This window comes from Streptomyces tirandamycinicus, from assembly GCF_003097515.1.
Classification (GTDB): domain Bacteria; phylum Actinomycetota; class Actinomycetes; order Streptomycetales; family Streptomycetaceae; genus Streptomyces; species Streptomyces tirandamycinicus.
In genome coordinates, this window is the sequence record NZ_CP029188.1 from 3,495,497 (window position 1) to 3,517,347 (window position 21,851).

General features: G+C 72.6%; 17 protein-coding genes. 7 read left to right on the forward strand and 10 right to left on the reverse strand.

The annotated features are described in order from the left end of the window. Positions 1–70: 70 nt before the first annotated feature. The 6 genes from DDW44_RS15465 to DDW44_RS15485 all read right to left on the reverse strand — a co-directional run bounded on the left by DDW44_RS15465 (position 71) and on the right by DDW44_RS15485 (position 8,023). On the reverse strand, positions 71–2,929 hold the full coding sequence (locus tag DDW44_RS15465) for an ABC transporter permease (RefSeq protein ID WP_108906802.1): 2,859 nt from the start codon (positions 2,927–2,929) through the stop codon (positions 71–73). Beyond that, on the reverse strand, positions 2,926–3,615 hold the full coding sequence (locus DDW44_RS15470) for an ABC transporter ATP-binding protein (RefSeq protein WP_051437223.1): 690 nt from the start codon (positions 3,613–3,615) through the stop codon (positions 2,926–2,928). The genes DDW44_RS15465 and DDW44_RS15470 overlap by 4 nt, the downstream gene beginning before the upstream one ends. A gap of 591 nt (positions 3,616–4,206) precedes the next feature. Beyond that, positions 4,207–4,818 (reverse strand): PadR family transcriptional regulator, encoded by a 612-nt coding sequence (locus DDW44_RS15475; RefSeq protein ID WP_108906803.1) that lies wholly within the window; start codon positions 4,816–4,818, stop codon positions 4,207–4,209. 151 nt (positions 4,819–4,969) lie between these two features. Then, positions 4,970–6,013 carry a hypothetical protein gene (locus DDW44_RS15480; protein WP_108906804.1) on the reverse strand — a complete coding sequence of 348 codons (1,044 nt, stop codon included), beginning with the start codon at positions 6,011–6,013 and terminating at the stop codon, positions 4,970–4,972. Then, positions 6,010–6,180: a hypothetical protein gene (locus DDW44_RS32085; protein ID WP_167455497.1), complete on the reverse strand. Its 171-nt coding sequence runs from the start codon at positions 6,178–6,180 to the stop codon at positions 6,010–6,012. The genes DDW44_RS15480 and DDW44_RS32085 overlap by 4 nt, the downstream gene beginning before the upstream one ends. Positions 6,181–6,379: 199 nt before the next feature. Then, positions 6,380–8,023, reverse strand: a complete 1,644-nt coding sequence (locus tag DDW44_RS15485) for a protein kinase domain-containing protein (protein WP_108906805.1) — start codon at positions 8,021–8,023, stop codon at positions 6,380–6,382. A 306-nt stretch (positions 8,024–8,329) separates the two neighbouring features. Between DDW44_RS15485 and DDW44_RS15490 the strand changes: the two genes are divergently transcribed. After that, entirely contained in the window at positions 8,330–9,952 is a 1,623-nt protein-coding gene (locus tag DDW44_RS15490) for a protein kinase domain-containing protein (RefSeq protein ID WP_026165331.1), read from the forward strand. Between the two features lie 114 nt (positions 9,953–10,066). On the opposite strand, the gene DDW44_RS15495 is transcribed toward DDW44_RS15490, so the two are convergent. Next, positions 10,067–11,137, reverse strand: coding sequence for a phosphotransferase (locus DDW44_RS15495; protein ID WP_108906806.1), 1,071 nt, complete (start codon positions 11,135–11,137; stop codon positions 10,067–10,069). A 353-nt stretch (positions 11,138–11,490) separates the two neighbouring features. Further along, positions 11,491–12,150, reverse strand: coding sequence for a response regulator (locus DDW44_RS15500; protein WP_108906807.1), 660 nt, complete (start codon positions 12,148–12,150; stop codon positions 11,491–11,493). A gap of 321 nt (positions 12,151–12,471) precedes the next feature. On the opposite strand from DDW44_RS15500, the gene pdhA reads away from it, so the two are divergent. The 3 genes from pdhA to DDW44_RS15515 are packed head-to-tail and all read left to right on the forward strand — an operon-like array spanning position 12,472 to position 16,083. After that, the gene (gene pdhA, locus DDW44_RS15505; RefSeq protein ID WP_017948159.1) at positions 12,472–13,638 is read left to right on the forward strand and encodes a pyruvate dehydrogenase (acetyl-transferring) E1 component subunit alpha; all 1,167 of its coding nucleotides are present in this window, start codon (positions 12,472–12,474) and stop codon (positions 13,636–13,638) included. 2 nt (positions 13,639–13,640) lie between these two features. Beyond that, positions 13,641–14,621, forward strand: coding sequence for an alpha-ketoacid dehydrogenase subunit beta (locus tag DDW44_RS15510; protein WP_017948158.1), 981 nt, complete (start codon positions 13,641–13,643; stop codon positions 14,619–14,621). Between the two features lie 10 nt (positions 14,622–14,631). Continuing rightward, positions 14,632–16,083: a dihydrolipoamide acetyltransferase family protein gene (locus DDW44_RS15515; RefSeq protein ID WP_108906808.1), complete on the forward strand. Its 1,452-nt coding sequence runs from the start codon at positions 14,632–14,634 to the stop codon at positions 16,081–16,083. A gap of 174 nt (positions 16,084–16,257) precedes the next feature. Here the strand turns inward: DDW44_RS15515 and DDW44_RS15520 are convergent, their stop codons facing one another. After that, positions 16,258–17,181 carry a D-alanyl-D-alanine carboxypeptidase family protein gene (locus DDW44_RS15520; RefSeq protein WP_017948156.1) on the reverse strand — a complete coding sequence of 308 codons (924 nt, stop codon included), beginning with the start codon at positions 17,179–17,181 and terminating at the stop codon, positions 16,258–16,260. A 378-nt stretch (positions 17,182–17,559) separates the two neighbouring features. On the opposite strand from DDW44_RS15520, the gene DDW44_RS15525 reads away from it, so the two are divergent. After that, positions 17,560–18,213 (forward strand): GntR family transcriptional regulator, encoded by a 654-nt coding sequence (locus DDW44_RS15525; RefSeq protein ID WP_206307330.1) that lies wholly within the window; start codon positions 17,560–17,562, stop codon positions 18,211–18,213. Continuing rightward, positions 18,210–19,511 (forward strand): MFS transporter, encoded by a 1,302-nt coding sequence (locus DDW44_RS15530; protein WP_027734544.1) that lies wholly within the window; start codon positions 18,210–18,212, stop codon positions 19,509–19,511. Before DDW44_RS15525 ends, DDW44_RS15530 begins: the two co-directional genes overlap by 4 nt. 262 nt (positions 19,512–19,773) lie before the next feature. Here the strand turns inward: DDW44_RS15530 and DDW44_RS15535 are convergent, their stop codons facing one another. After that, a complete protein-coding gene (locus tag DDW44_RS15535; RefSeq protein WP_017948153.1) occupies positions 19,774–20,598 on the reverse strand; it encodes a maleylpyruvate isomerase family mycothiol-dependent enzyme in 825 nt (274 codons plus the stop codon). 165 nt (positions 20,599–20,763) lie between these two features. Here DDW44_RS15535 and DDW44_RS15540 point away from each other — a divergent pair, with 165 nt between their 5' ends. After that, entirely contained in the window at positions 20,764–21,567 is an 804-nt protein-coding gene (locus tag DDW44_RS15540; RefSeq protein ID WP_108906810.1) for a carbon-nitrogen family hydrolase, read from the forward strand. Positions 21,568–21,851 lie beyond the last annotated feature (284 nt).

Below are 21,851 nucleotides of genomic sequence, written 5' to 3' on the forward strand. Positions count from 1 at the left end.
TGTGCCCCCGCACCGAGTTGATCCACCCTGATGCGGGGGCACGATTTCGCCCTACCGGTCCCGAAGGAGGTCAGGCCGCCTCGCGGCGGGCCAGTGCTCCCCGGGACCGGGTGACCAGCGCCGCCAGCACGGCCGCGCCGAGCGGCACCGCCACCAGCAGGGCGGCCAGCGTTCCCCAGGGAACGGCGATCGTGGCCACCGGCGGGGTCACCTGCGCGCCCCAGCCGGAGTCCAGGGTCTGCTCGTACCATTCGAGCTGCCGGCGGTGCTCGGTGAGGCGCAGACCGATCGCGGGCAGAACGCCCGCGGCCGAGCCGAGGACCACGCCCATCGCCGCGATGACTCCGCACTGGAACCCGCTCAGGGTCCGACGGACCCGGGGCGGAGCCCCCACGGCCGCCAGCGTCTTGAGGTCGGCCTCCGCGTCGGCCTGGGCGAGCCCGGTGGCGATTCCGGCCGCTCCGATGGTGATCAGTCCGGCGAAGACGGCCAGGGCCAGCAGGACGATGCTGTTGTCGCTGGTGTAACCCTCCTCGATGTGCAGGGCGATACGCGCGCCCGTCTCGTCGAGCTCGCCCTCGAGCCGCTGCCGCTGCTCGCTGTCGGGCAGCCGGTCCGTGGAGTAGTAGGCACCGAGCGGGACGGTGGTGAGGCCGGACGCCTCGGCGGCCGCCGGCGGCAGGATCATGGCCACGCCGTAGGAGTCGGCATCGGCGGGGGCCTGGTAGGCGGGGAAGGACGTGACCGTGCCGGGAACCGTGGTGCCCTCCTCCCGCGCCCGGTCCGCGGCATCCGTGTCGGTGATCAGGCGGATGGCGACCGTGCCGCTCCGGTCGAGGTTGCGCCGGTCGAAGGAGACGGCCTTGCCGTCCGCCAGGGCCTTGGCGGCCCCGTCGTCGTCGACGGCGAGGACCTTCAGCAGCTTCTCGTCGGCGACGACCACCCCGCCCTCCGTGAAGACGGTCCCGCCGCGCTCCTTGCACCTCCAGTCCGCGGCGAGTGCGCGGAGCTGAGCCGTGGAGAACTTCTCGGCAGGGTCCTGGCCGCCGGGCAGACTCCACAGCGGGCACTGGTTCGCCTGGGGCACGACCACCTCGTAGCTGCCGCACCCCTCGGTGCCGTACGAGTGCAGGGGGCAGCCGGCCCGGCCGACGGCGATCCGGTCCACATCGGCGCGCACGTCCACCGGCAGATGCCTCTGCACCGCTGCGCGGGCCGTGAGCACTTCCCGTCCGCCGCCTTCACCGACGACCATCGAAACCGCCCCGTGGGGCAGTTGCGCCTCGTAGGTGGCCTCGGCCTCCGCGTCCCGGCTGGTGGAGTACGTGGCCACGGCGACCGTTCCGGCGACCGCGGCGAGCACGGCGGCCACCGCGGGGGCCGTGCGGCCCCGGTTGCGGACCGCGTCCCGCAGCGCGAGCCGCGGTGACAGCGGCAGCCGGCGGCCGGCCCGGCCGAAGAGTCCGACCAGCGCGGGCGTCATGGCGACCACGCCGAGTTCCGCGAGGGCGCTGCCGCCCGCGACGACGACGAACTGCTTGCTCAGGAGCGAGCCGTAGAGGGCGATCGCGACGCCGAGTGCCACGGCGCCCAGCCCGAGCACCGGCAGCACCCGGCTGCTGCGGCGGATCCCGCGGCGGCCGGTGAGCGATGCCAGTACGGTCTGCCGGGAAGCGGTCACCGCGGGCACGACAGCGGCCAGCAGTCCGGTGACCACGGCCAGCACCCCGATGCCGAGCAGTTCCAGGGGCCGGATGTCGAAGCTGCCGAAGCGTGCACCGATGTAGTCCTCCAGCAGGGGGCGCAGCGCCAAGGTCAGCACCAGGCCGAGGACCGTGCCCACGACCGCGGAGGCGAAGCCGATCACCAGCCCACCGGCCAGCACGACGGCACGGATGTGGCGGCGGTCGCCACCGTTAGCCCCGACCAGCCCGAGCTGGCGGCGTGAGCGCCGGGCGCCCACCGCGAAGGCCGGCCCGGCCAGCAGGCAGATCTCCAGCATGGCCAGACCGACGATCGTGCCGGCCGCGGCGAGGACGGCGGCCTGCGCGGAGTCGCTCCGCTCGTAGTCCCGTCCCCAGCCCTGCTGCTGGTACAGCGGTACGTCGGCATCGGCCGGGGGCGAGAGCTGCACGGCACGCGAAAGCACCGTGACGCCCTTGGTGTTGATCTCCTTGACCATGTTCCACGTGAAACCGCCCGGCATGGTCACCAGGTAGGTTGTGGACTTCTCGGTGCCCGGCAGGCCACCGGCGGTGAGCGCCTTGTCGAGCGGGTCCAGCAGTGCCCCGGGCAGTGCGTTGACCTGGTCGCTCTTCAGCGAGTCCGGCAGCTCGTAGGAACCCGTGATCGTGTACTCGCGGTCCAGCCCGCGCGCCACCAGCTTCGAGCCCACGCTCAGCCCGCCGGCCTCCAGGAAGTGGGTCGTCGCCGCGACCTCGTCCGGGGTCCTCGGAAAGCGGCCGCTGACCGGTGTCATGATGCCGGCGGCCATCGGGTCGGCCGCGTCGAGCTCCCGGATCCCGGCGTTCAGCAGCCCGTGCGATGTGCGCATTCTGCCGGAACCGGTCGAGTCCTCAAGGAACTTCGCGGGGGCGGGGAGTGTCGTGCGGAGATCCGTACGGCCCTCGGGCCACGGTTCGTCCTCGGACTTCCCCACCGGGGCGAAGTCGAGGCCGTCCGGGCTCTGGTGGATCGGTGCACCACCGTTCCGGGCATCGCTCAATCGGGCGTCGGCACGCCCCAGTTGGCGCTCCATGGTCTGCTCGGTGGTGAGCTCGGCGCTGCGCAGGGTCAGATCGGCGGCGCTCACCCCGAGGATCGGCAGGGCGATCATCGCCAGGACGAGGAAGCTGCGGCCCTTGGAGCGGAGGGCGTCGCGGCGGGCGATGCGGATCGCGGCCCGCCAGGAGTGGTACCAGGTCCTCACCGCTCGGCCACCTGCCCGCTCAACAGGGAGTCCGCATCGCTGCGGACGGTCTGGTCGACGACCGAGCCGTCGCGCAGGAAGACGACCCGGTCCGCCCAGGCGGCGAAGCGCGGCTCATGGGTGACGAGGATGCCGGCCGCTCCCGCGTCGCAGCGGGTGCGCAGCAGCGCGAGGACGGACTCGCCGGTCTCCGAGTCCAGTGCGCCGGTCGGCTCGTCGGCGAGAACCAGACGCCGGTCGCCGACGAGCGCCCGGGCGATGGCCACGCGCTGCTGCTGGCCGCCGGACATCTCGTCGGGGAACCGGTCGGCGAGGTGACCGAGGCCCATCTCGTCGAGGGCGGCGACGGCCTCGGCCCGGGCCCTGCGGGCGGAGTGGCCGTCGAGTTCGCGCGGCAGCGCGATGTTCTCCGCGGCGGTCAGGGCCGGTATGAGGTTGTAGTCCTGGAAGACATAGCCGATGCTGCGCCGGCGCAGTGCGGCGAGCGTCTTCCGGTCAGCGGTGGTGATGTCGGTGTCCTCGACGATCACCTGGCCCGACGTCGGTGAGTCGAGTCCGCCCGCGATCGTCAGCAGCGTGGACTTCCCGGAGCCGGACGGGCCCATGACGGCGACGAGTTCACCGGGGAACACCTCCAGGTCGACACCGCGCAGTGCGTGCACTTCGGCCGCGCCGCTGCCGTGCACCCGGGTCAGCTTCCGCAGCTGCAGAACGGGTCGCTGGGGCCGCTGCGACTGCTGCGACTGCTGGGGCTGCTGTGGATGGTGGGACTGGTGGGGCTGGTGGCGCTGGTGGGATTGGTCGGACATGAGGGGTCCCCCTTGGGCGTACGCGTGAGTGGTACGTGAGCGGATGTGGAAGGCGAAGGCCCGGGAGGCGCCGGGCGGATGACGGCCATGAGCAGCTCGCGCGGGTCTGCGGCGGAGGTGCCGTCGGGGCCCCGTCCGGTGACGGGGTCCTGGAGAGTGCCGGGAGAAGTGCCCGAGCGACGGCTGTCCTGCGGCGGGGCCGCGCCCCCGTGCCGACGTCGCCGCTGGTTCCGCACCGGCTTTGAGCAGCGGCCTTGAGTCGCGGCCTGAGCAGCGGCCTGGACAGGGCCTGGACACCGGCCTTGCGTGATGGTCTTGCGTACCGGCCGTGAGTTCCGGCCTTGAGCGCTGGTCTTGAGTTGTGGTCTGAGCGCCGGTCCTGGGCATCGGTCCTGGGCATCGGCATCGGCATCGGCATCGGCGCCGGTACCGGTCCTGTCACCCGCCTCCGACGAGCCGGGTCGTTGGTCAGCCAGGCCTTCGCCGGTGGCCGTGGACGGGTGCCGACACCGGCGGGGGTGCGGGTTCCGGGCGCCGTTCCGCCGTCGTCGCGGAGAGCCGGATGAGCCGGGCCTCGCAGTGATCGAGCCAGCGGGCTTCCGCCTCCGTCTGGAAGATGAGCTGCTCCAGCACCAGCAACCAGGCGATCTCGTCCCGGTCGGCGGGCGCGGACTCCAGAGCCTGTGCCTTGAGCCGGGTGTAGTCCTGCATCGCCTTCACGGTGTGGCGGCGCTGGGACTGGATGACCTCGCGGATGTCCACGGCCGGTGCGCCGACGGCCATGGCGAGCTTGATGGCCAGCTCGTCACGTGCCGGGCTGGACCGGTCGACGGGCCGCTCGAACCAGGCCCTGAGCTCCTCCCGCCCGGTGTCGGTGATGGCGTAGAGGGTGTGGCCGGCCTGGTCCTCGCCGTGCTGGACGACCATGCCGTCGCGCTCCAGCCGGTTCAGGGTCGTGTAGACCTGGCCCACGTTGAGCGGCCAAGTCGCCCCCGTACGGGACTCGAACTCCGTGCGGAGCCGGGAACCGTAGCGTGGACCGTGTTCGAGGAGGGCGAGGAGCCCGTGCCGGATCGACATACCGAGTATGTATACCGGGTATGGGGGTGAGGGCCAACCGCCTTGAGACGGACACCGGAGGGAGACGTCCGGTGTAGGCCGTAAGGGGGACGCGCGGTTCCGCGGGTCTCCGGCCTGTCGCGGGCTCGGCCCCCGGGCGCCGGGCCGGGGCTCAGCCCCGTCGCAACCGCAGCCCCATGTAGCCGAGCCCGAGCCCCATGAGGGCGCAGCCGGCCCCCAGCGTGAGCGCCGAGACCTGCCGTTCGAGCGGCTGGGACACGGGATGCGGGTGTGACCGGCCTGCGGCGGCGGGTGAGGGGTCGTCGGCGGGCGTGGACTCCGATGGCGCCGGGTCGTCGTGCAGGGACTGGGACTCGTCCGCCTCCTCGTCGCGCGGTGCCGCGCTCCCGTCGGGGTCGCGGTCGCGGCCGTGATCGAGCTCCCCGTCGTGAACTCCGTCGTGGACCCCCTCGCGGCCGTCGCGGCCGTCGTCGGGCCGATCGGGTGATGCCGGTGGCCCGACCGAGGGGGCGGCCGTCCGGCCGGGGCGCAGCCGGCCCTGTCCGGCCTGACGCCCGGCCAGCGAGGCGGTGGGTGACGGGGTGGGCCGTTCGGCGGCCTGCTGCTGCAGTGGCGTGTGGGGCTTGCCGGCGGCCCGCGGGTTCGCCGGACGACGGTCGCCGTCCTCGCCGGGGTCCGGTTCCGCAGCGGCTCTGCCGGTGAGCGGCTGGGTCGCCGGTGGGCCGTGCACAGGACTGCCGTGGCCGGGCGTCCGCCGGTCCGCGCCGACGTCGGCCCCGGCTTCACCCAGCCCCCGGGAGTGCGCGCGTGCCCCGCCGAACGTGTCGTGACCGGACCGGCCGGCCTGGCCGCCGTACCGCGCGTCCTCGCCGCGCCCGGGGCCGCCGGACCGGCTGCTTGCCCCACCCCCGCCGCCGTACGGAGGTGCTCCGTCGTGCTGACGTGCTCCGCCGGGCCCGCCGCTCTCCTCCCGCCGCGGTCCCTCGTGCCGGCCGCCTTCTCCGCTGGTGGCGCGCCCGCCCTGCCCCCGTGCCCCGCGGTCTTCGCGCGACTCCCCGCGCGACTTCCCGCCGTCCCCGCGCGACTCCCCGGCGTGGGCCGGGGGGCCCTCCGTGTAGGCGTACGTCGCCACGGGCAGGGCGAGCACCAGCGCCGCGAGGGTCGTCGCGCAGTGCGTGCGGAGCTTCGGAGTCACGGGGTGATCCCCTCCCGAGCCGGGTCGCCGATGGTGCCGCTGTCGCCGAGGTCACCGAGCTCCCCGAGGTCGCCGGCGTCGCCGATGGAGCCGGGCTCGTCGAGGTCGATGATGGTGCCGTTGCCGTTGCCGTTGCCGTTGCCGTTGCCGTTGGCCGACGCCGTCAAGCGTGCCGAGGTTTCGGACTCAGCGTCACATGGCGGGCAACTTCCGGCATCCCGGACGGAACGGGATCACTCTGCGGATAACGGCTCACACTGCGGATAACGGCTCAATATGAGGGCAACGGCTCAATATGAGAGCAAGCCGGGGCTCACCGCCGAGGTGGAGGTCTCGATGCGGCGCGCCGGAGCGCCCGGCGGGTCCCTACGGTTCCGGGTACCCGCTGGCGACCTTGATCTCGAACGTCTGGTCGCCCAGGACCACCGCCGTGCCCTCCGTGGGGAACTGCTCGATGACCTGGTCCTCCGCGTACTGCGGGTGGTGGACCCGGGTTTCCTTGATCTTCCAGCCGGCGGCCTGCAGGCACGACTTCACCGAGAGCAGGTCCTTGTAGACGAAGCTGGGCGCCTGGACCTTGTACGGGTCCTCGGTGTCCTCCTGCGCGTCCGTGCACTCGTCCGTGTCCATCGTGCGGTTGCGCTCGGGGGGCCGGTGGCCCGCCGCCTCGGCCGCCTCCGTCACCGAGGGGTCGGCGCCGCCGTCGCCCTCGTCGCCGCCGATCAGGGTGAGCGCTGTGATCACTCCGCCGATCGCGAGCAGCGTCACCAGGATCGAGCCGATGACCACCGGCATGATCCGCCCGCCTTGGCCGGACGGTGCGGGGGCGCCGGTTCTCCGGGGGGAGTGGTGGTACCCGGGAGGCACGGTGGCCGGATTCCGGTAGGCCGGGGCAGGGGTCGGCGCCTGGTGCGGGTAGCCGTAGCCCGGGCCGGGGGCCGGGGCCGGTGGACCGTACGCGCCCGGCTGGTACGGCTGCTGGACGTGGTGCGCACCGGGGGGCGGGCCCGGGGCCGACCGGTCGACCGGCGGGAACACCGCGGACGCGACCCCCGCGCCGCTGTTCGTGCTCGGCGCGCCCTCCACGATCACCGGTGTGTGCCCCCGGCCCGCGTCGGCGACCCGCAGGCACTCGTCGCGCATGGCGGCGGCGCTGGGGAAGCGCTCGTTGGGGTTCTTCCTCAACGCCCGGGCGACCAGGGCGTCCATCGCCGGCGTCACCGAGCGGTTGATGGAGGACGGGGCGGCCGGCTCCTCCTGCACATGGGCGTACACGATCGCCAGCGGCGAGTCCGCGTCGAAGGGCAGCCTGCCCGTCAGCAGCTGGAAGAGCATGACGCCGACCGAGTACAGGTCGGAGCGGGCGTCGACGGCGCGCCCGAGGGCCTGCTCGGGGGAGAGGTACTGCGGGGTGCCGACGACCATGCCGGTCTGCGTCATCGACGTGACGCCCGACTGCATGGCACGGGCGATGCCGAAGTCCATCACCTTCACGACGCCGCGCTTCGTCATCATCACGTTGCCCGGCTTGATGTCCCGGTGGACCAGGCCCATCTCGTGACTGGCCTCCAGAGCCGCCAGCACGTCGGCGGTCACCTGGAGCGCCTTGTCGGCCGGCATCGCGCCGAACTGGCGTATGTCCTCCTGGAGAACGGAGCCGAGCGGCCTACCCTCCACGTACTCCATGACGATGTACGGCATCAGGGTGCCGTCCTCCGCGGAGCCGCCGAACGTCACGGCGTCCTCACCCGTGTCGAAGACGGACACGATGTTCAAGTGGGACAGCTTGGCGACGGCCTGGGCCTCGCGGCGGAAACGCTCGCGGAAGGACTGCTCCCGGCCGAGTTCGGTGTGCAGGGTCTTGACGGCGACCTGGCGGTCCAGCGCGGTGTCGTACGCCAGGTGGACCGACGCCATCCCGCCCTCGCCGAGCAGGTCGCGGAACCGGTACCGGCCGCCCCCGACCGAACCGCCCGCGTAGCGGCCGCCCCGTGCGCCGTCCTGGCTCATGACTGTGCTTCCCCCCAAGGCACGCACACCGTCGAGCGGTGGCCCCGGTGATCCGGACTACGGGCAAGTCTGCCCGAGGGCAGTGCCACGTCAAGCCGGACGCCCCTTCCGTGACCGTACGCACAAGAAGCGTCTCGCGAGCGTTACACGAACCGGACACGATTTGCTTCCGTGCGGGGGCAACGGGTTTGATGGCCGGTCCATCTCGGACCGGCGTGTCACCGGAAGCCTGTAGCGTGGCGTGTCGAACCACCGGCAGACGCCGCTCGCAGCGCGCGGCGCGGCAAGACACGACGGCGAGGACTGATGGCACCCGAATCCGAACCACATGGCGGCGGAGTGTCGGATGCTGCGGACTCCTGGGGTGTGGGCAAGCTCGTCGGCGACGGCCGCTACCGGCTGACCCACCGTCTGGGCCGGGGCGGCATGGCCGAGGTGTTCGCGGCGGAGGACGTCCGGCTCGGCCGTACCGTCGCGGTGAAGCTGCTCCGGGCCGATCTGGCCGAGGACCCGGTGTCCAAGGCGCGCTTCACGCGCGAGGCGCAGTCCGTCGCGGGCCTCAACCACCATGCCATCGTGGCCGTGTACGACTCCGGCGAGGACGTCGTGGACGGCCAGCCCGTGCCGTACATCGTGATGGAGCTGGTCGAGGGCAGCACCATCCGCGATCTGCTGATCGACGCCGAGGCGCCGCCGCCCGAGCAGGCCCTCATCATCGTCTCCGGTGTCCTCGAGGCCCTCGCGTATTCGCACCAGCACGGCATCGTCCACCGGGACATCAAGCCGGCGAACGTCATCATCACCAAGAGCGGCGCGGTCAAGGTGATGGACTTCGGCATCGCCCGTGCGCTGCACGGCGCTTCGACCACCATGACCCAGACCGGCATGGTGATGGGCACGCCCCAGTACCTCTCGCCCGAGCAGGCGCTCGGCAAGGCCGTCGACCACCGCTCCGACCTGTACGCCACGGGCTGCCTGCTGTACGAACTGCTCGCGCTGCGCCCGCCGTTCACCGGCGAGACACCGTTGTCCGTCGTCTATCAGCACGTCCAGGACATGCCGGTGCCGCCCTCCGAGGTCTCGGACGTGGCCCCGCCGGAGCTGGACGGCCTGGCGATGCGCGCGCTCGCCAAGGACCCTGACGACCGGTTCCAGAGCGCCGAGGAGATGCGGGCGCTCCTGCAGTACGGGCTGCAGATGCTCCAGCAGCAGGGCAGCCACACGGGCGCCTGGAACACGGGCCCGGTCGAGATGCACGAGGGCGGGCACACCCCGGCGCACGGCATGGGCGCGACGGCCGTGATGGGGCACCCGCACCACGGGGAGACCTCCCAGGGCCCGCTCCTCCCGCCGCGCAATCCGGAGGACGGCGCGTACGCCGCCGGACCCGGCGGCGGGGGCGGCCGGGGCAAGGTGTGGCTGTTCGTCGCACTCGCCGTGATCGCGGTCGTGGCGGGTGTGGCCTTCGCGCTGGACCGGGCGGGCAACCCCGGCACGACGCCGAAGGACGACCAGAAGGTCTCCGACGCCCCGTCCACGTCCGGCCCTTCGTCGACCCCCTCGTCGGAGGAGCCGGAGGAGGAAGAGGAGCCGGAGCAGGGGAACAACGGCAACCAGGGCGGCTGGCCGCCGAGCGAGCGCCCCTCCCAGCGGGACAGGTGGCCGTCGGCGCCGCAGAGCCCGAGTGACGGTCCGAGCGGCACCCCGTCGACCACCGAGGGCGCCACCGAGGGGGCGACGGAGGGCACGACCGAGGGGACCACGGAGGGCACCACCGAGGGGACGACGGAGGGCACGACCGAGGGCACGTCCACCGGTACCTCCACCGGCACCTCCACCGGTACCTCCGCGGGCACGGACGCGGGTACGACGACCGGCACGGACGCGGGTGCGGACGCCGGTGCCAGCGCCGGGGAGACGGGCGGCTGAGTCCGGGAGGCGGGCGGCTGACCCGGGGTTGCCGGTGCCGGTGCCGGTACGGCTGCCGGTGCCGTCGCCGGGAGGCGGGCGGCTGGGACCCTGGCCGGGGGCCGGCCCGCGCCGTCATCCGGCGAAGGCCTCGCACACCGCCTCGTACTCCCGCGTCCACCACACCGCCAGGGCCGACACCGCGGGGAACTGCGGGTCGGCCCTTCGGTCGTGCAACTGGTAGCGCCAACGCAGTATCCAGAAGTCGTTGAGCCGCTCCCACCACACCCGGTGCACGGCGGCGGCGAGTTCCGCCGGGTCCGCCCCGGCCGCCCGCCGGTAGGCGCGCGCATAGGCCCGCACCTTCCCCAGCTCCAGCCTGCCGGACGGCCGGACGAAGAAGATCGCCGCGGCCCGTACGGCCTCCTCGGCCCGCGGCTGGACGCCCAGCCGGTCCCAGTCGACGATCGCGGCCGGTTCCGCGCCCGTGTGGTCGCCCCGGTAGAGGAGGTTGAGCGGGTGGAAGTCCCCGTGCACCCAGCCGCCCGCCGCGGCCGGCGGCGGCCGCCGGTGCGCATGGTCTTCCAGCAGGGCCCGGCGCTCCAGCAGCCGGTGCTCGGCGAGGGCGTCGAAGCTGTCCCGCGGACGGTGGGCGCGGGCCAGCACCAGCAGCGCGTCGATCAGGGCGAAGGTCTCCTCGGGGTCCGCGCTCTCGTGGGGGCGGAGTGCCCCCCGGCGCTCCTCCGCATCCCTGTCCCGGTCGGCGTCCATGACCCGCTCCAGGCCCGTGTGGACCAGACCGAGCAGCGCGCCGAGCCGGCGGGACTCGACGGTGGTGAGCTGGGCGCCCCGGCGGTGCCGTCCGTCCACCCAGGGATGCAGGGCGTAGCAGTGTCCGCCGATCACGGCCACGGTGTCGCCGGACCGGTCTGCCACGGGCGGGGCGACGGGCATGCCGATCGAGTGGAGGCGGCGGACGGCGCGGTGCTGGCGGGCGATGGTCGCGCGGTCGGCGGTCGGTTCGTCGACGTGCTGTTTGAGGAAGTAGGCGCCGCGTGTGGTGGCGAGCCGGTAGCCGCGGTTCAGCAGTCCCTGGGTGACGGGTTCGCAGGACAGGGGTTCGCCGGCGTCCTCGTACCGGCGCAGCAGCGCGGCAAGAGGGGGTGGGGCAGTGGGGGGTGAGGCAATAGCAGATGAGCGCGGCACCCGTCAGATGTTAGATCACCCAGCGTGTCGCCGATGTCGCTGCCCGGGAGGGGCCGGGCGGGCACCGCGGTGAAGCGGCCGGGGCGCGGGTGTGGACCGGCCCGGGGGGCGCTGCCGTGACGGCGCGGGGCCGGCGTCCTCCGACGGGCGGTGCGCGCCTCCTCCCCGGGTCCTGACATGTGCCACCCGGACGGCCCGGGCCCGGCCGGGTGGAATCCGGCGCCCGGCCGGCGTGCGGGGGTCTTGGCCGGGCGGGCGCCGCGGGAAGCGCCGGTGTGCGGGGGTCTTGGCCGGGCGGGCGCCGCGGTGAAGCGCCGGTGTGCGGGCGGCTCGGTCCCGCCCGCGCGGGTGGTTCAGTGCCGCTGGGCGTGGAGCCTCGCCACGTAGGCGGCGGCCTGGGAGCGCCGCTCCATGCCCAGCTTCGACAGCAGGCCGGAGACGTAGTTCTTGATGGTCTTCTCGGCCAGGTGCAGCCGCTCGCCGATGGCCCGGTTGGTCAGCCCCTCGCCGATCAGGTCCAGGATCCTGCGCTCCTGCTCGGTGAGGCTCGCCAGCCTCTCGTCGGCCCGCGGGGCGTTGCCGTCGCGCAGCCGCTCCAGGACGCGCGCGGTGGCGGCCGGATCGAGCAGCGACCTGCCCGCCGCGACGTCGCGCACCGCCGTCAGCAGTTCGGCCCCGCGGATCGTCTTCAGGGCGTAGCCGGAGGCCCCGGCCGTGATCGCGTCGAACAGTGCCTCGTCGTCCGCGTGCGAGGTGAGCATCAGACAGGAGATGTCTTCGTTCCGGGAACGGATCTCCCGGCAGACCTCGACCCCGCTGCCGTCGGGGAGGTGCACTTCGAGGATCGCCACATCGGGGGTCAGCGCAGGGATCCTGACCAGGGCTTCTGCCGCCGTACCGGCCTGGCCGACGACCTCGATGCCCTCCTCGGCGGACAGCAGTTCGTACACGCCGCGACGGACGACCTCATGGTCATCCACCAGGAATACAGTGATATGTCCGCTTTCGTGCACGGCCCAAGTCTCACATACTCACTCTTCCCATGCCGGGGTGACCGGGATAACGTGCCGGTGTTCCGGCAGTCGCAGGGCTGTGACCAGTGGTTGTTCCCGTATTTCTCGATTTACTTGGAAATCCAAGCAAAATCGCAGGTCAAATGGGGTTTCGCAGGAATGCGCCCCACTGGGTAACGTGCCTTTGGCAGGCGCTCGCCGGGGCACCTGTCACGCCTGTTCCCGGCCGAGCCGCACCCACCCCGTGCACCGTAGGGAAACAGGCGAGCCGCACTGGACCCCGGCGGACCCCGGGGGCCGGACAGACGGAGGAGCACGCACGTGACCGTGGAGAACACTGCCGCGCGCAAACCGCGCCGCAGCAGTAAGCGCGTCAGCGCCGCGAAGAAGCCAACGAGTTCCGAGCCCCAGCTCGTACAGCTGCTGACGCCCGAAGGCGAGCGGGTGGCGCACCCGGACTACGACCACCATGTCGCCGATCTCGGCCCCGAGGAGCTCCGCGGGCTCTACCGGGACATGGTCCTCACCCGCCGCTTCGACGCCGAGGCCACCGCCCTGCAGCGCCAGGGCGAGCTGGGCCTGTGGGCCTCGCTGCTCGGGCAGGAGGCCGCCCAGATCGGCTCGGGCCGCGCGCTGCGCGACGACGACTACGTCTTCCCGACCTACCGCGAGCACGGGGTCGCCTGGTGCCGCGGTGTGGACCCGACGAATCTGCTGGGGATGTTCCGTGGAGTGAACCACGGAGGGTGGGACCCCAGCAGCAACAATTTCCATCTGTACACGATCGTCATCGGCTCGCAGACGCTGCACGCCACCGGTTACGCGATGGGGGTCGCCAAGGACGGCGCGGACTCCGCGGTGATCGCGTACTTCGGCGACGGCGCCTCCAGCCAGGGCGACGTGGCGGAGTCGTTCACCTTCTCCGCGGTCTACAACGCCCCGGTCGTGTTCTTCTGCCAGAACAACCAGTGGGCGATCTCCGAGCCCACCGAGCGCCAGACCCGGGTGCCGCTCTACCAGCGCGCCCAGGGCTACGGCTTCCCCGGCGTCCGGGTCGACGGCAACGACGTGCTCGCCTGCCTGGCGGTGACCCGGTCGGCGCTGGAGCGCGCCCGGCGCGGCGAGGGCCCGACGCTGGTCGAGGCGTTCACGTACCGCATGGGCGCCCACACCACCTCGGACGACCCCACCCGCTACCGCCACGACGACGAGCGGGTGGCCTGGGAGGCCAAGGACCCCATCCTGCGGCTGCGGAAGTACCTGGCCGACCAGGGCCACGCCGACGAGGCCTACTTCACCGAGCTCGACGCGGAGAGCGACGCGCTCGCCAAGCGGGTCCGGGAGGCCGTGCGCGCCATGCCCGACCCGGACGACATGGCGATGTTCGAGCACGTCTACGCCGACGGGCACGCGCTCGTCGACGAGGAGCGCGCGCAGTTCGCCGCGTACCAGGCGTCGTTCACCGACGCGCCGCAGGAGGGCAAGTAGCCATGGCCGTAGAGAAGATGTCGCTCGCCAAGGCGCTCAACGAGTCGCTGCGCAAGGCTCTCGAAACCGACCCCAAGGTCCTCGTCATGGGCGAGGACGTCGGCAAGCTCGGCGGGGTCTTCCGCATCACCGACGGGCTCCAGAAGGACTTCGGCGAGGAGCGGGTCATCGACACCCCGCTCGCCGAGTCCGGCATCGTCGGCACCGCGATCGGCCTGGCACTGCGCGGCTACCGCCCCGTCGTCGAGATCCAGTTCGACGGTTTCGTCTTCCCCGCGTACGACCAGATCGTCACCCAGCTCGCGAAGATGCACGCCCGCGCGCTGGGCAAGGTCAAGCTGCCGGTGGTCGTCCGCATCCCGTACGGCGGCGGCATCGGGGCGGTCGAGCACCACTCCGAGTCGCCCGAGGCGCTGTTCGCCCACGTCGCCGGTCTCAAGGTCGTGTCGCCGTCGAACGCGGCCGACGGCTACTGGATGCTGCAGCAGGCCATCCAGAGCGACGACCCGGTGATCTTCTTCGAGCCCAAGCGGCGCTACTGGGACAAGGCCGAGGTCGACACCGAGTCGATCCCCGACCCGCTGCACGCCGCCCGGATCGCCCGCGCCGGCACCGACATCACCCTCGCCGCCTACGGCCCGATGGTGAAGGTCTGCCTGGAGGCCGCCGCGGCCGCCGAGGAGGAGGGCAAGTCGGTCGAGGTCCTGGACCTGCGCTCGATGTCCCCGATCGACTTCGACGCCGTGCAGCGGTCGGTGGAGCGGACCGGCCGGCTGGTCGTCGTCCACGAGGCCCCGGTGTTCTACGGCTCGGGCGCGGAGATCGCCGCCCGCATCACCGAGCGGTGCTTCTACCATCTGGAGTCGCCGGTCCTGCGGGTCGGCGGTTTCCACGCTCCCTACCCGCCGGCCCGGCTGGAGGAGGAGTACCTTCCGGGACTGGACCGGGTGCTCGACGCCGTCGACCGCTCGCTGGCGTACTGAGGAGAGGGTCGTGACGACGATGACTGACGCTTCCGCGCGCTTCCGCGAGTTCAAGATGCCCGACGTGGGCGAGGGACTCACCGAGGCCGAGATCCTCAAGTGGTACGTCCAGCCCGGCGACACGGTCACCGACGGACAGGTCGTGTGCGAGGTCGAGACCGCCAAGGCCGCGGTGGAACTGCCCATCCCCTACGACGGAGTGGTGCACGAGCTGCGCTTCGACGAGGGCACCACCGTGGACGTCGGCACCGCGATCATCACCGTGGACGTGGCGCCGGGCTCCGGCCCGGCCGACGAGCCGCGGCCCGCGGCCGCCGAGCCGGAGGCCGCCGAGTCCGCGGCCGCCGGGCCGGAGGCCGAGGCGCCGGAGAAGCCCGCCGGCCGGCAGCCGGTGCTGGTCGGCTACGGCGTGGCGGAGTCCTCCACCAAGCGCCGTCCGCGCAAGGGCACTTCGGTGCCCGGGCAGGCCCAGCAGGCCGCGCAGACCGAGGCCGCGGCGGCCGTGCAGGCCGAGCTGAACGGCCACGGGACCACGGCGCCCGCCGCGCCCCGCCCGCTGGCCAAGCCCCCGGTCCGCAAGCTGGCCAAGGACCTCGGGGTGGACCTCGCCACGGTCGTGCCCAGCGGCCCCGACGGGATCATCACCCGCGACGACGTCCGGGCGGCCGTGTCCCCGGCCGAGGCTCCCGCGCCCGCCGCAGTGCCCGAGCCGGTGGCCGCGGAGACCGCGACCGCGCCCTCCGCGCCCGCGGTGGCCGGTGCCCGCGAGACCCGCGTCCCGGTCAAGGGCGTCCGCAAGGCCACCGCCCAGGCGATGGTCGGCTCGGCCTTCACCGCACCGCACGTCACCGAGTTCGTCACGGTCGACGTCACGCGCACGATGAAGCTGGTCGAGGAGCTGAAGTCCGACAAGGACATGGCCGGGCTGCGGGTGAACCCCCTGCTGCTCGTCGCCAGGGCGCTGCTGGTCGCGATCAGGCGCAATCCGGAGATCAACGCCGCCTGGGACGAGGCGAACCAGGAGATCGTGCTCAAGCACTACGTCAACCTGGGCATCGCCGCGGCCACACCGCGCGGTCTGATCGTGCCGAACATCAAGGACGCGCACGACAAGACCCTGCCGCAGCTCGCCGAGGCCCTCGGCGAGCTGGTGTCCACCGCCCGTGAGGGGAGGACGACCCCGGCCGCGATGCAGGGCGGCACGGTGACGATCACCAATGTGGGCGTCTTCGGGGTCGACACCGGCACGCCGATCCTCAACCCCGGCGAGTCGGCGATCCTCGCGGTCGGCGCGATCAAGCTCCAGCCGTGGGTCCACAAGGGCAAGGTCAAGCCCCGCCAGGTCACCACGCTGGCGCTCTCCTTCGACCACCGGCTGGTCGACGGCGAACTGGGCTCCAAGGTCCTGGCGGACGTCGCCGCCGTGCTGGAGCAGCCGAAGAGGCTCATCACCTGGGTCTGACGCTCCGGTTCGGTACAGGACACCGTGCGGCCGGACGACCGCACGGCCGCATGGCCGCGCACCGTACGACCGCGCTGCCGTCTGACCGCCGCAGGACCGCAGGACCGCACGAAGGAAGGTCCCGGGACGCCGCCGCGTCCCGGGACCTCTTGCGTCGATCGGTGAGTGCGGCGATCAGTCCCGCTGGGTGCCGACCGGGAGCGAACGCAGCTCCATCGTGCGGGCGCTGCTGGAGGCGAAGCCGAAGTCGAGGAGCTTCGCCGCGTCCTTGAACCGGTTGTCGCCCGTGGACGACGCCAGGACCACGCCGGTGTAGGTCTTGCCGTTGCGGGTCGCGGCGAAGACGAGGCAGGGGCCCGCCGCCGTGCCGGTACCGGTCTTCACACCGATGGCGCCGCCGTACGAGCCCAGCAGCTTGTTGGTGTTGTACCAGGTGTACGTGCGGGTGCCGCCGGTGCTGGTCGTGGCCGCGGCCTTGTACGACGTCGGCTTGACGACCTCGCGGAAGACGGAGCTGCTCATCGCGTGACGGGCCAGCTTCGCCAGGTCCGACGGGGTGGTGTAGTTGTTCCCGGTCCGCGAGATGCCGTCGAACGAGTCGAACTTGGTGTTGGTCAGGCCCAGTTGCTTGGCCTTCGCGTTCATCTTGCCGATGAAGGAGCTGGTGCGGGCGGCGGTCGTGGTGCCCGTGCCGTACGTGTCGGCCAGGGCGTACGCGGCGTCGCAGCCGGACGGCAGCATCAGCCCGGACAGCAGCTGGCGGACGGTCAGCTTGTCACCGGTGCGCAGGTCCGCGGTGCTGGCGCCCTCGCGGGCGACGTAGTTGCGGTACTCGGCCTTGACCGTGACCTTCTTGTTCAGGTCCACGCCCCGGATGGTGAGCACCGTTATGGCCGTCACCAGCTTCGTCGTGCTGGCCATCTGGCGGCGGGTGTTGCCGGCCTTGCCGTAGACGGCCCTGCCGTCCGCCTGGTCCAGGAGGAAGCCGCCCTTGGCCGTGATGGACGGGGTCGGCGTCGCCGCGTGCGCGGGGGCGGCCAGGGGCGAGGCCGTCAGCAGCAGACCACCGGCGAGAGCGACGGTGGCGGCGCGACGCACGCCCTTGTGGCTGGTTTTCAAAGGAAACGCTCCGATTGGTCGCGTATGCGAGGAGTGCAGGGGTTCGCAGGGTTGATCGGACCCTGCGGGAAACAAGGATCCCGATACAAGACACCTGAGGGGTGTGAATGGATGTACCGACGTGGCGCGCTTCTCCGCGCCCGGTCCTTTTCGGTCCGCTCCGGTCGGCTGTGGTCTGATCCGTTCGGTCCCGGTCAGTCCCAGCCCCTCCCGGTCCGCGTGTGGTTTCTTCCCCTCCCCCTCTCCTCGCCAAGTGATCTCCCCTCCCCGCTCCTCGCCGGGCGCCCTCCGCCTCCGCCTCGTCCTGGATGGTGGACGGCCTCACCGTTGCACACCCGTTGTATCTATGCTGTGCGCATGCCCACCGCCCCCGTGAGACAGCCCCCTGCCGCCGAGCGCGTCTACGCCCACATCAAGCAGGCCGTCCTCGACCGCCGCTACGAGGGCGGCACCCTGCTCACCGAGGGCGAACTCGCCGAAGCCGTCGGGGTGTCCCGCACCCCCGTCCGCGAGGCGCTCCTCAAGCTGGAGATGGAAGGACTCCTCAGGCTCTACCCGAAGAAGGGCGCGCTCGTGCTCGCCGTCTCCGCGCAGGAGATCGCGGACGTGGTCGAAACCCGGCTGCTGGTCGAGGAGTTCACCGTCCGCCGGGCCGTCCCCGCCCCGCCCCGGCTGATCCGGCGCCTGGAGGAACTGCTCGACGAGCACAGGCGGTGTGCCGAGTCCGGCGACCTCGCCGAGGTCGCCGCCACCGACCGCTGCTTCCATGCGGAGATCGTCCGCCACGCCGGCAACGAGATCCTCTCCCGCCTCTACGACCAGCTGCGCGACCGCCAGTTGAGGATGGGGGTCGCCGTCATGCACTCCCACCCCGACCGCGTCGCCAAGAACATCGCCGAGCACGCCGAGTTGCTGGACGCCATCAGGGCCGGTGACGCCGAGCGGGCCGCGGCCTGTGTGCGCCGGCACCTGGGCTGGGTGAAGGTGCTGGTCCGGGGTGAGGAGGGATGAGCCGGGAGTGCGCCGCACTGCCCGGCGATCCCCCGGGTGGACGCCGGGCCGCCCTCGTCTGGGGCATCGGCGTCGCCGTCTACTTCGTCGCCGTCATCTTCCGTACCTCGCTGGGCGTCGCCGGCCTCGACGCGGCCGACCGCTTCGACGTCAACGCCTCCGCGCTCTCGGCCTTCTCCATACTCCAGCTGCTCGTCTACGCGGGCATGCAGATACCCGTCGGCCTCATGGTCGACCGGCTCGGCACCAGGAAGGTGCTGGCCCTCGGCGTCGTCCTGTTCACCGCCGGGCAGCTCGGCTTCGCCTTCTCCCCCTCGTACGGGACCGCCCTCGCCGCACGGGCGCTCCTCGGCTGCGGCGACGCGATGACCTTCATCAGCGTGCTGCGGCTCGGCTCCCGCTGGTTCCCCGCCCGCCGTGGACCGTTCGTCGCCCAGGTCGCGGCACTGTTCGGGATGGCGGGCAACCTGGTCTCCACCCTCGTGGTCTCCCGGATGCTGGAGGGCCTCGGCTGGACCGCGACGTTCGCGGGCAGCGCCGCGGCCGGGGCGGTCGTCCTCGTCCTGCTCCTCCTCTTCCTCAGGGACCATCCCGAGGGCTGGGAGCCGCCGTCCGCCGGGCCGGCCGGTGCGGTCTTCGTCCGCCGGCAGCTCGCCCTCTCCTGGCGCGAGCCCGGCACCAGGCTCGGGATGTGGGTGCACTTCACCACCCAGTTCCCCGCCATGGTGTTCCTGCTGCTGTGGGGGCTGCCGTTCCTCGTCGAGGCCCAGCGGCTCTCCCGGGAGACCGCCGGCTGGCTGCTCACCCTCGTGGTCGTCTCCCACATGGTGGTGGGACTGGTCTACGGGCAGATCATCGCCCGGCACCACGCCGCCCGGGCGCCGCTCGCCCTCGGTACGGCCGCGGCGACGGCCACGGCATGGGCGGCCACCCTCGCCTTCCCGGGAGACCGGGCCCCGATGTGGCTGCTGATCACGCTCTGCGCGGTCCTCGGCGCATGCGGCCCCGCCTCGATGATCGGTTTCGACTTCGCCCGCCCCGCCAACCCGCCGGAACGCCAGGGGACCGCGTCCGGCATCGTCAACATGGGCGGCTTCGTGGCCTCCATGACCACGCTGCTGGCGGTTGGCGTACTGCTGGACGCGACCGGCGGCGACTACCGCGTCGCGTTCTCCTCCGTCTTCGCCCTGCAGGCGCTGGGCGTGACGCAGATCCTCCGGCTGCGGGCACGCACGGTCCGGCTGGAGCGGGAGCGGCTGGTGGCGAGCCGGGTCGAGGCGGTCCACGTCCCGGTGTGAGGGGCGTGGTGGGTGCCCTGGTGTGGCGCGGGCAGGGCAGGGCCCGGTGTGCGGCGGCGGGGCACGTCCCGGTGTGCGGGGTGCGGTGTGGGTGCCCTGGCGTGGCGTGTGCGGGGCGCGTCCCGCGTCCGGGGCGCGCGGTGCGGCGCCGGGGCGGACGTGACGCACCGTCCACGGCGCCCCACGGAGGTTAGCGGCCGAGGTGCACCGGAGGCGTCCGACGTGCCCCGGATGCGGCCACGGCGCCCGGAACCCGACCCCGCTACGGCGTCACCGCGAACGACTCCAGGATCGCGTCCGCGAGGCCGGGGTCCCCTTCGATCTTGATTCGGTCGGCGACGGCGGCGGGCCGGACCCGGCCGGCCGCCAGCCGCACATAGGTCTCCCAGTCCAGCGCCAGCGTCACGGCCGGGCCCAGTGACGGCGAGCCGTCGACGGTGCCGCGTCCGTCCGCGCCGACCCGCACCGTCCGCAGGAACTCCACCGGCCCGTGCACATCGACGACCACCGCCGAGTGGGGTGGCGCCCCGGCGCCCTTGGCGACGACCTTCGGCAGCGCCGAGATGAACTGGTCACGGGCGACGAACGCGCCGGGGGAGTCGAGGTTGCCCGGCGCGTTCAGCGCGGCGCGCAGGTCCTGTTCGTGCACCCAGACGTCGAACGCCCGCATACGGTAGGCCTGTTCCAGCGTCTGCTCCGCACCCAGCGGGGCGCGCACCATCGTCTCCGGAGAGCGGTTCTCGTTCCGCAGCTGACGGTTCCGCCGGATGATCGTGTACTCGAGCTCGGAGGTCATCTCCGGCGCCGTGTGGTGGCGGCGCACATCGACCTGCATCTCCATGTAGCGGGCGAACTCGCTGCGCACATGGTAGAGATCGCGCGGCAGGCTGTGGATCGGGCGGGGGTCGCCGAGCATCTCGCACTCCATGCCGATGATGTGCGACACGATGTCGCGAACCGACCATGCGGGGCACGGCGTCGGGCGGTTCCACTCGCCCTCCGCGAGCGGCTGCACCAGCTCGGATATGGCTTCGATGGAGTGGGTCCAGGCGTCGGCGTAGGTCTGGAGACTGGGATGGACGGTCACGGAACCCCTCGGCGGTCGTGCGCGGTCTGGGTGCGGGCGGCTGCCGGGGGTCCTGGGGGTGACCCCCGGGAGAGAACAGTACGCTGCCCTTGGGCACCCCGGCAGTGCTTTCGTGTGACGATGGTAGGCCCGTGTTGACGGCTCGAATGCCAGGACGGTGGTAGTGTGCGCGCCTCACTCATCCAGATCGCGGTAGACCGTGACGAACCGGTGGACTCCCGCCGTCGCCGAGCGGCCGAACTGGTCCGGGAGCAACGGGGTTCCGCCCTTGTCGTCCTTCCCGAACTCTGGACCGTGGGGGCCTTCGCCTACGACTCCTTCGAGACGGAGGCCGAGACGCTGGACGGCCCCACGCACCGGGTCATGGCGGAGGCCGCGGCCGACGCGGGCGTCTGGCTGCACGCCGGATCCGTCGTCGAGCGGGCCGCCGACGGCCGCCTCTTCAACACCTCGCTGGTGCTGTCCCCCGAGGGCCGCCTCGCGGGCGTCTACCGGAAGATCCACCGCTTCGGCTTCGACAAGGGCGAGGCCGTGATGATGGCCGCGGGCGAGGACCTGGTGACCGTACGGCTGCCCGAGGCGACCCTCGGTCTCGGCACCTGCTACGACCTGCGCTTCCCGGAGCTCTTCCGCGGCCTGGTGGACGCCGGCGCCGACACGCTCGTCGTCCCCGCGGGCTGGCCGGAGCGGCGGCGTGCCCACTGGACCCTGCTGGCGCAGGCCCGGGCGGTGGAGAACCAGGCGTACGTCCTCGCCTGCGGCAGCGCGGGCACCCACGCGGGCGTGGAGCAGGCGGGCCACAGCATCGTCGTCGACCCGTGGGGCGAGGTCCTGGCGGAGGCGGGCGCCGGTGAGGAGGTCCTCACGGTCGACCTGGACCCGAAGAGGCCGGGGGCGACCCGCGAGCAGTTCCCGGCCCTCAAGGACCGCCGTCTGGGCCTGGCACCCCCGGCGGTACGGGGGAGCTGACACCCCGAGACCGGCCCCGCCCGGCCCCGGCCGGACGGGACCCGGCCGCTCCCGCCCGCCGCAGGCCCGTGGCGGTCAGCCGTGGGTCCCGGCGGTCGTGTGGTCCCCGTCGGCGGTCGCGTGGACCCCGTGCGTCCACTGCGTCCCGGGGGGAGCGGCCCCCCGCCGGGCGGTGCCGGACCGCCCGCGGTCCCCCCGCTCCGCGAGTGGCACCCTTGACCGCATGAACGCCGCCGCTTCCCCCGCGCCCCGCCGCCGTGCCCGTGTCCGTGCCCCCGAGCTGA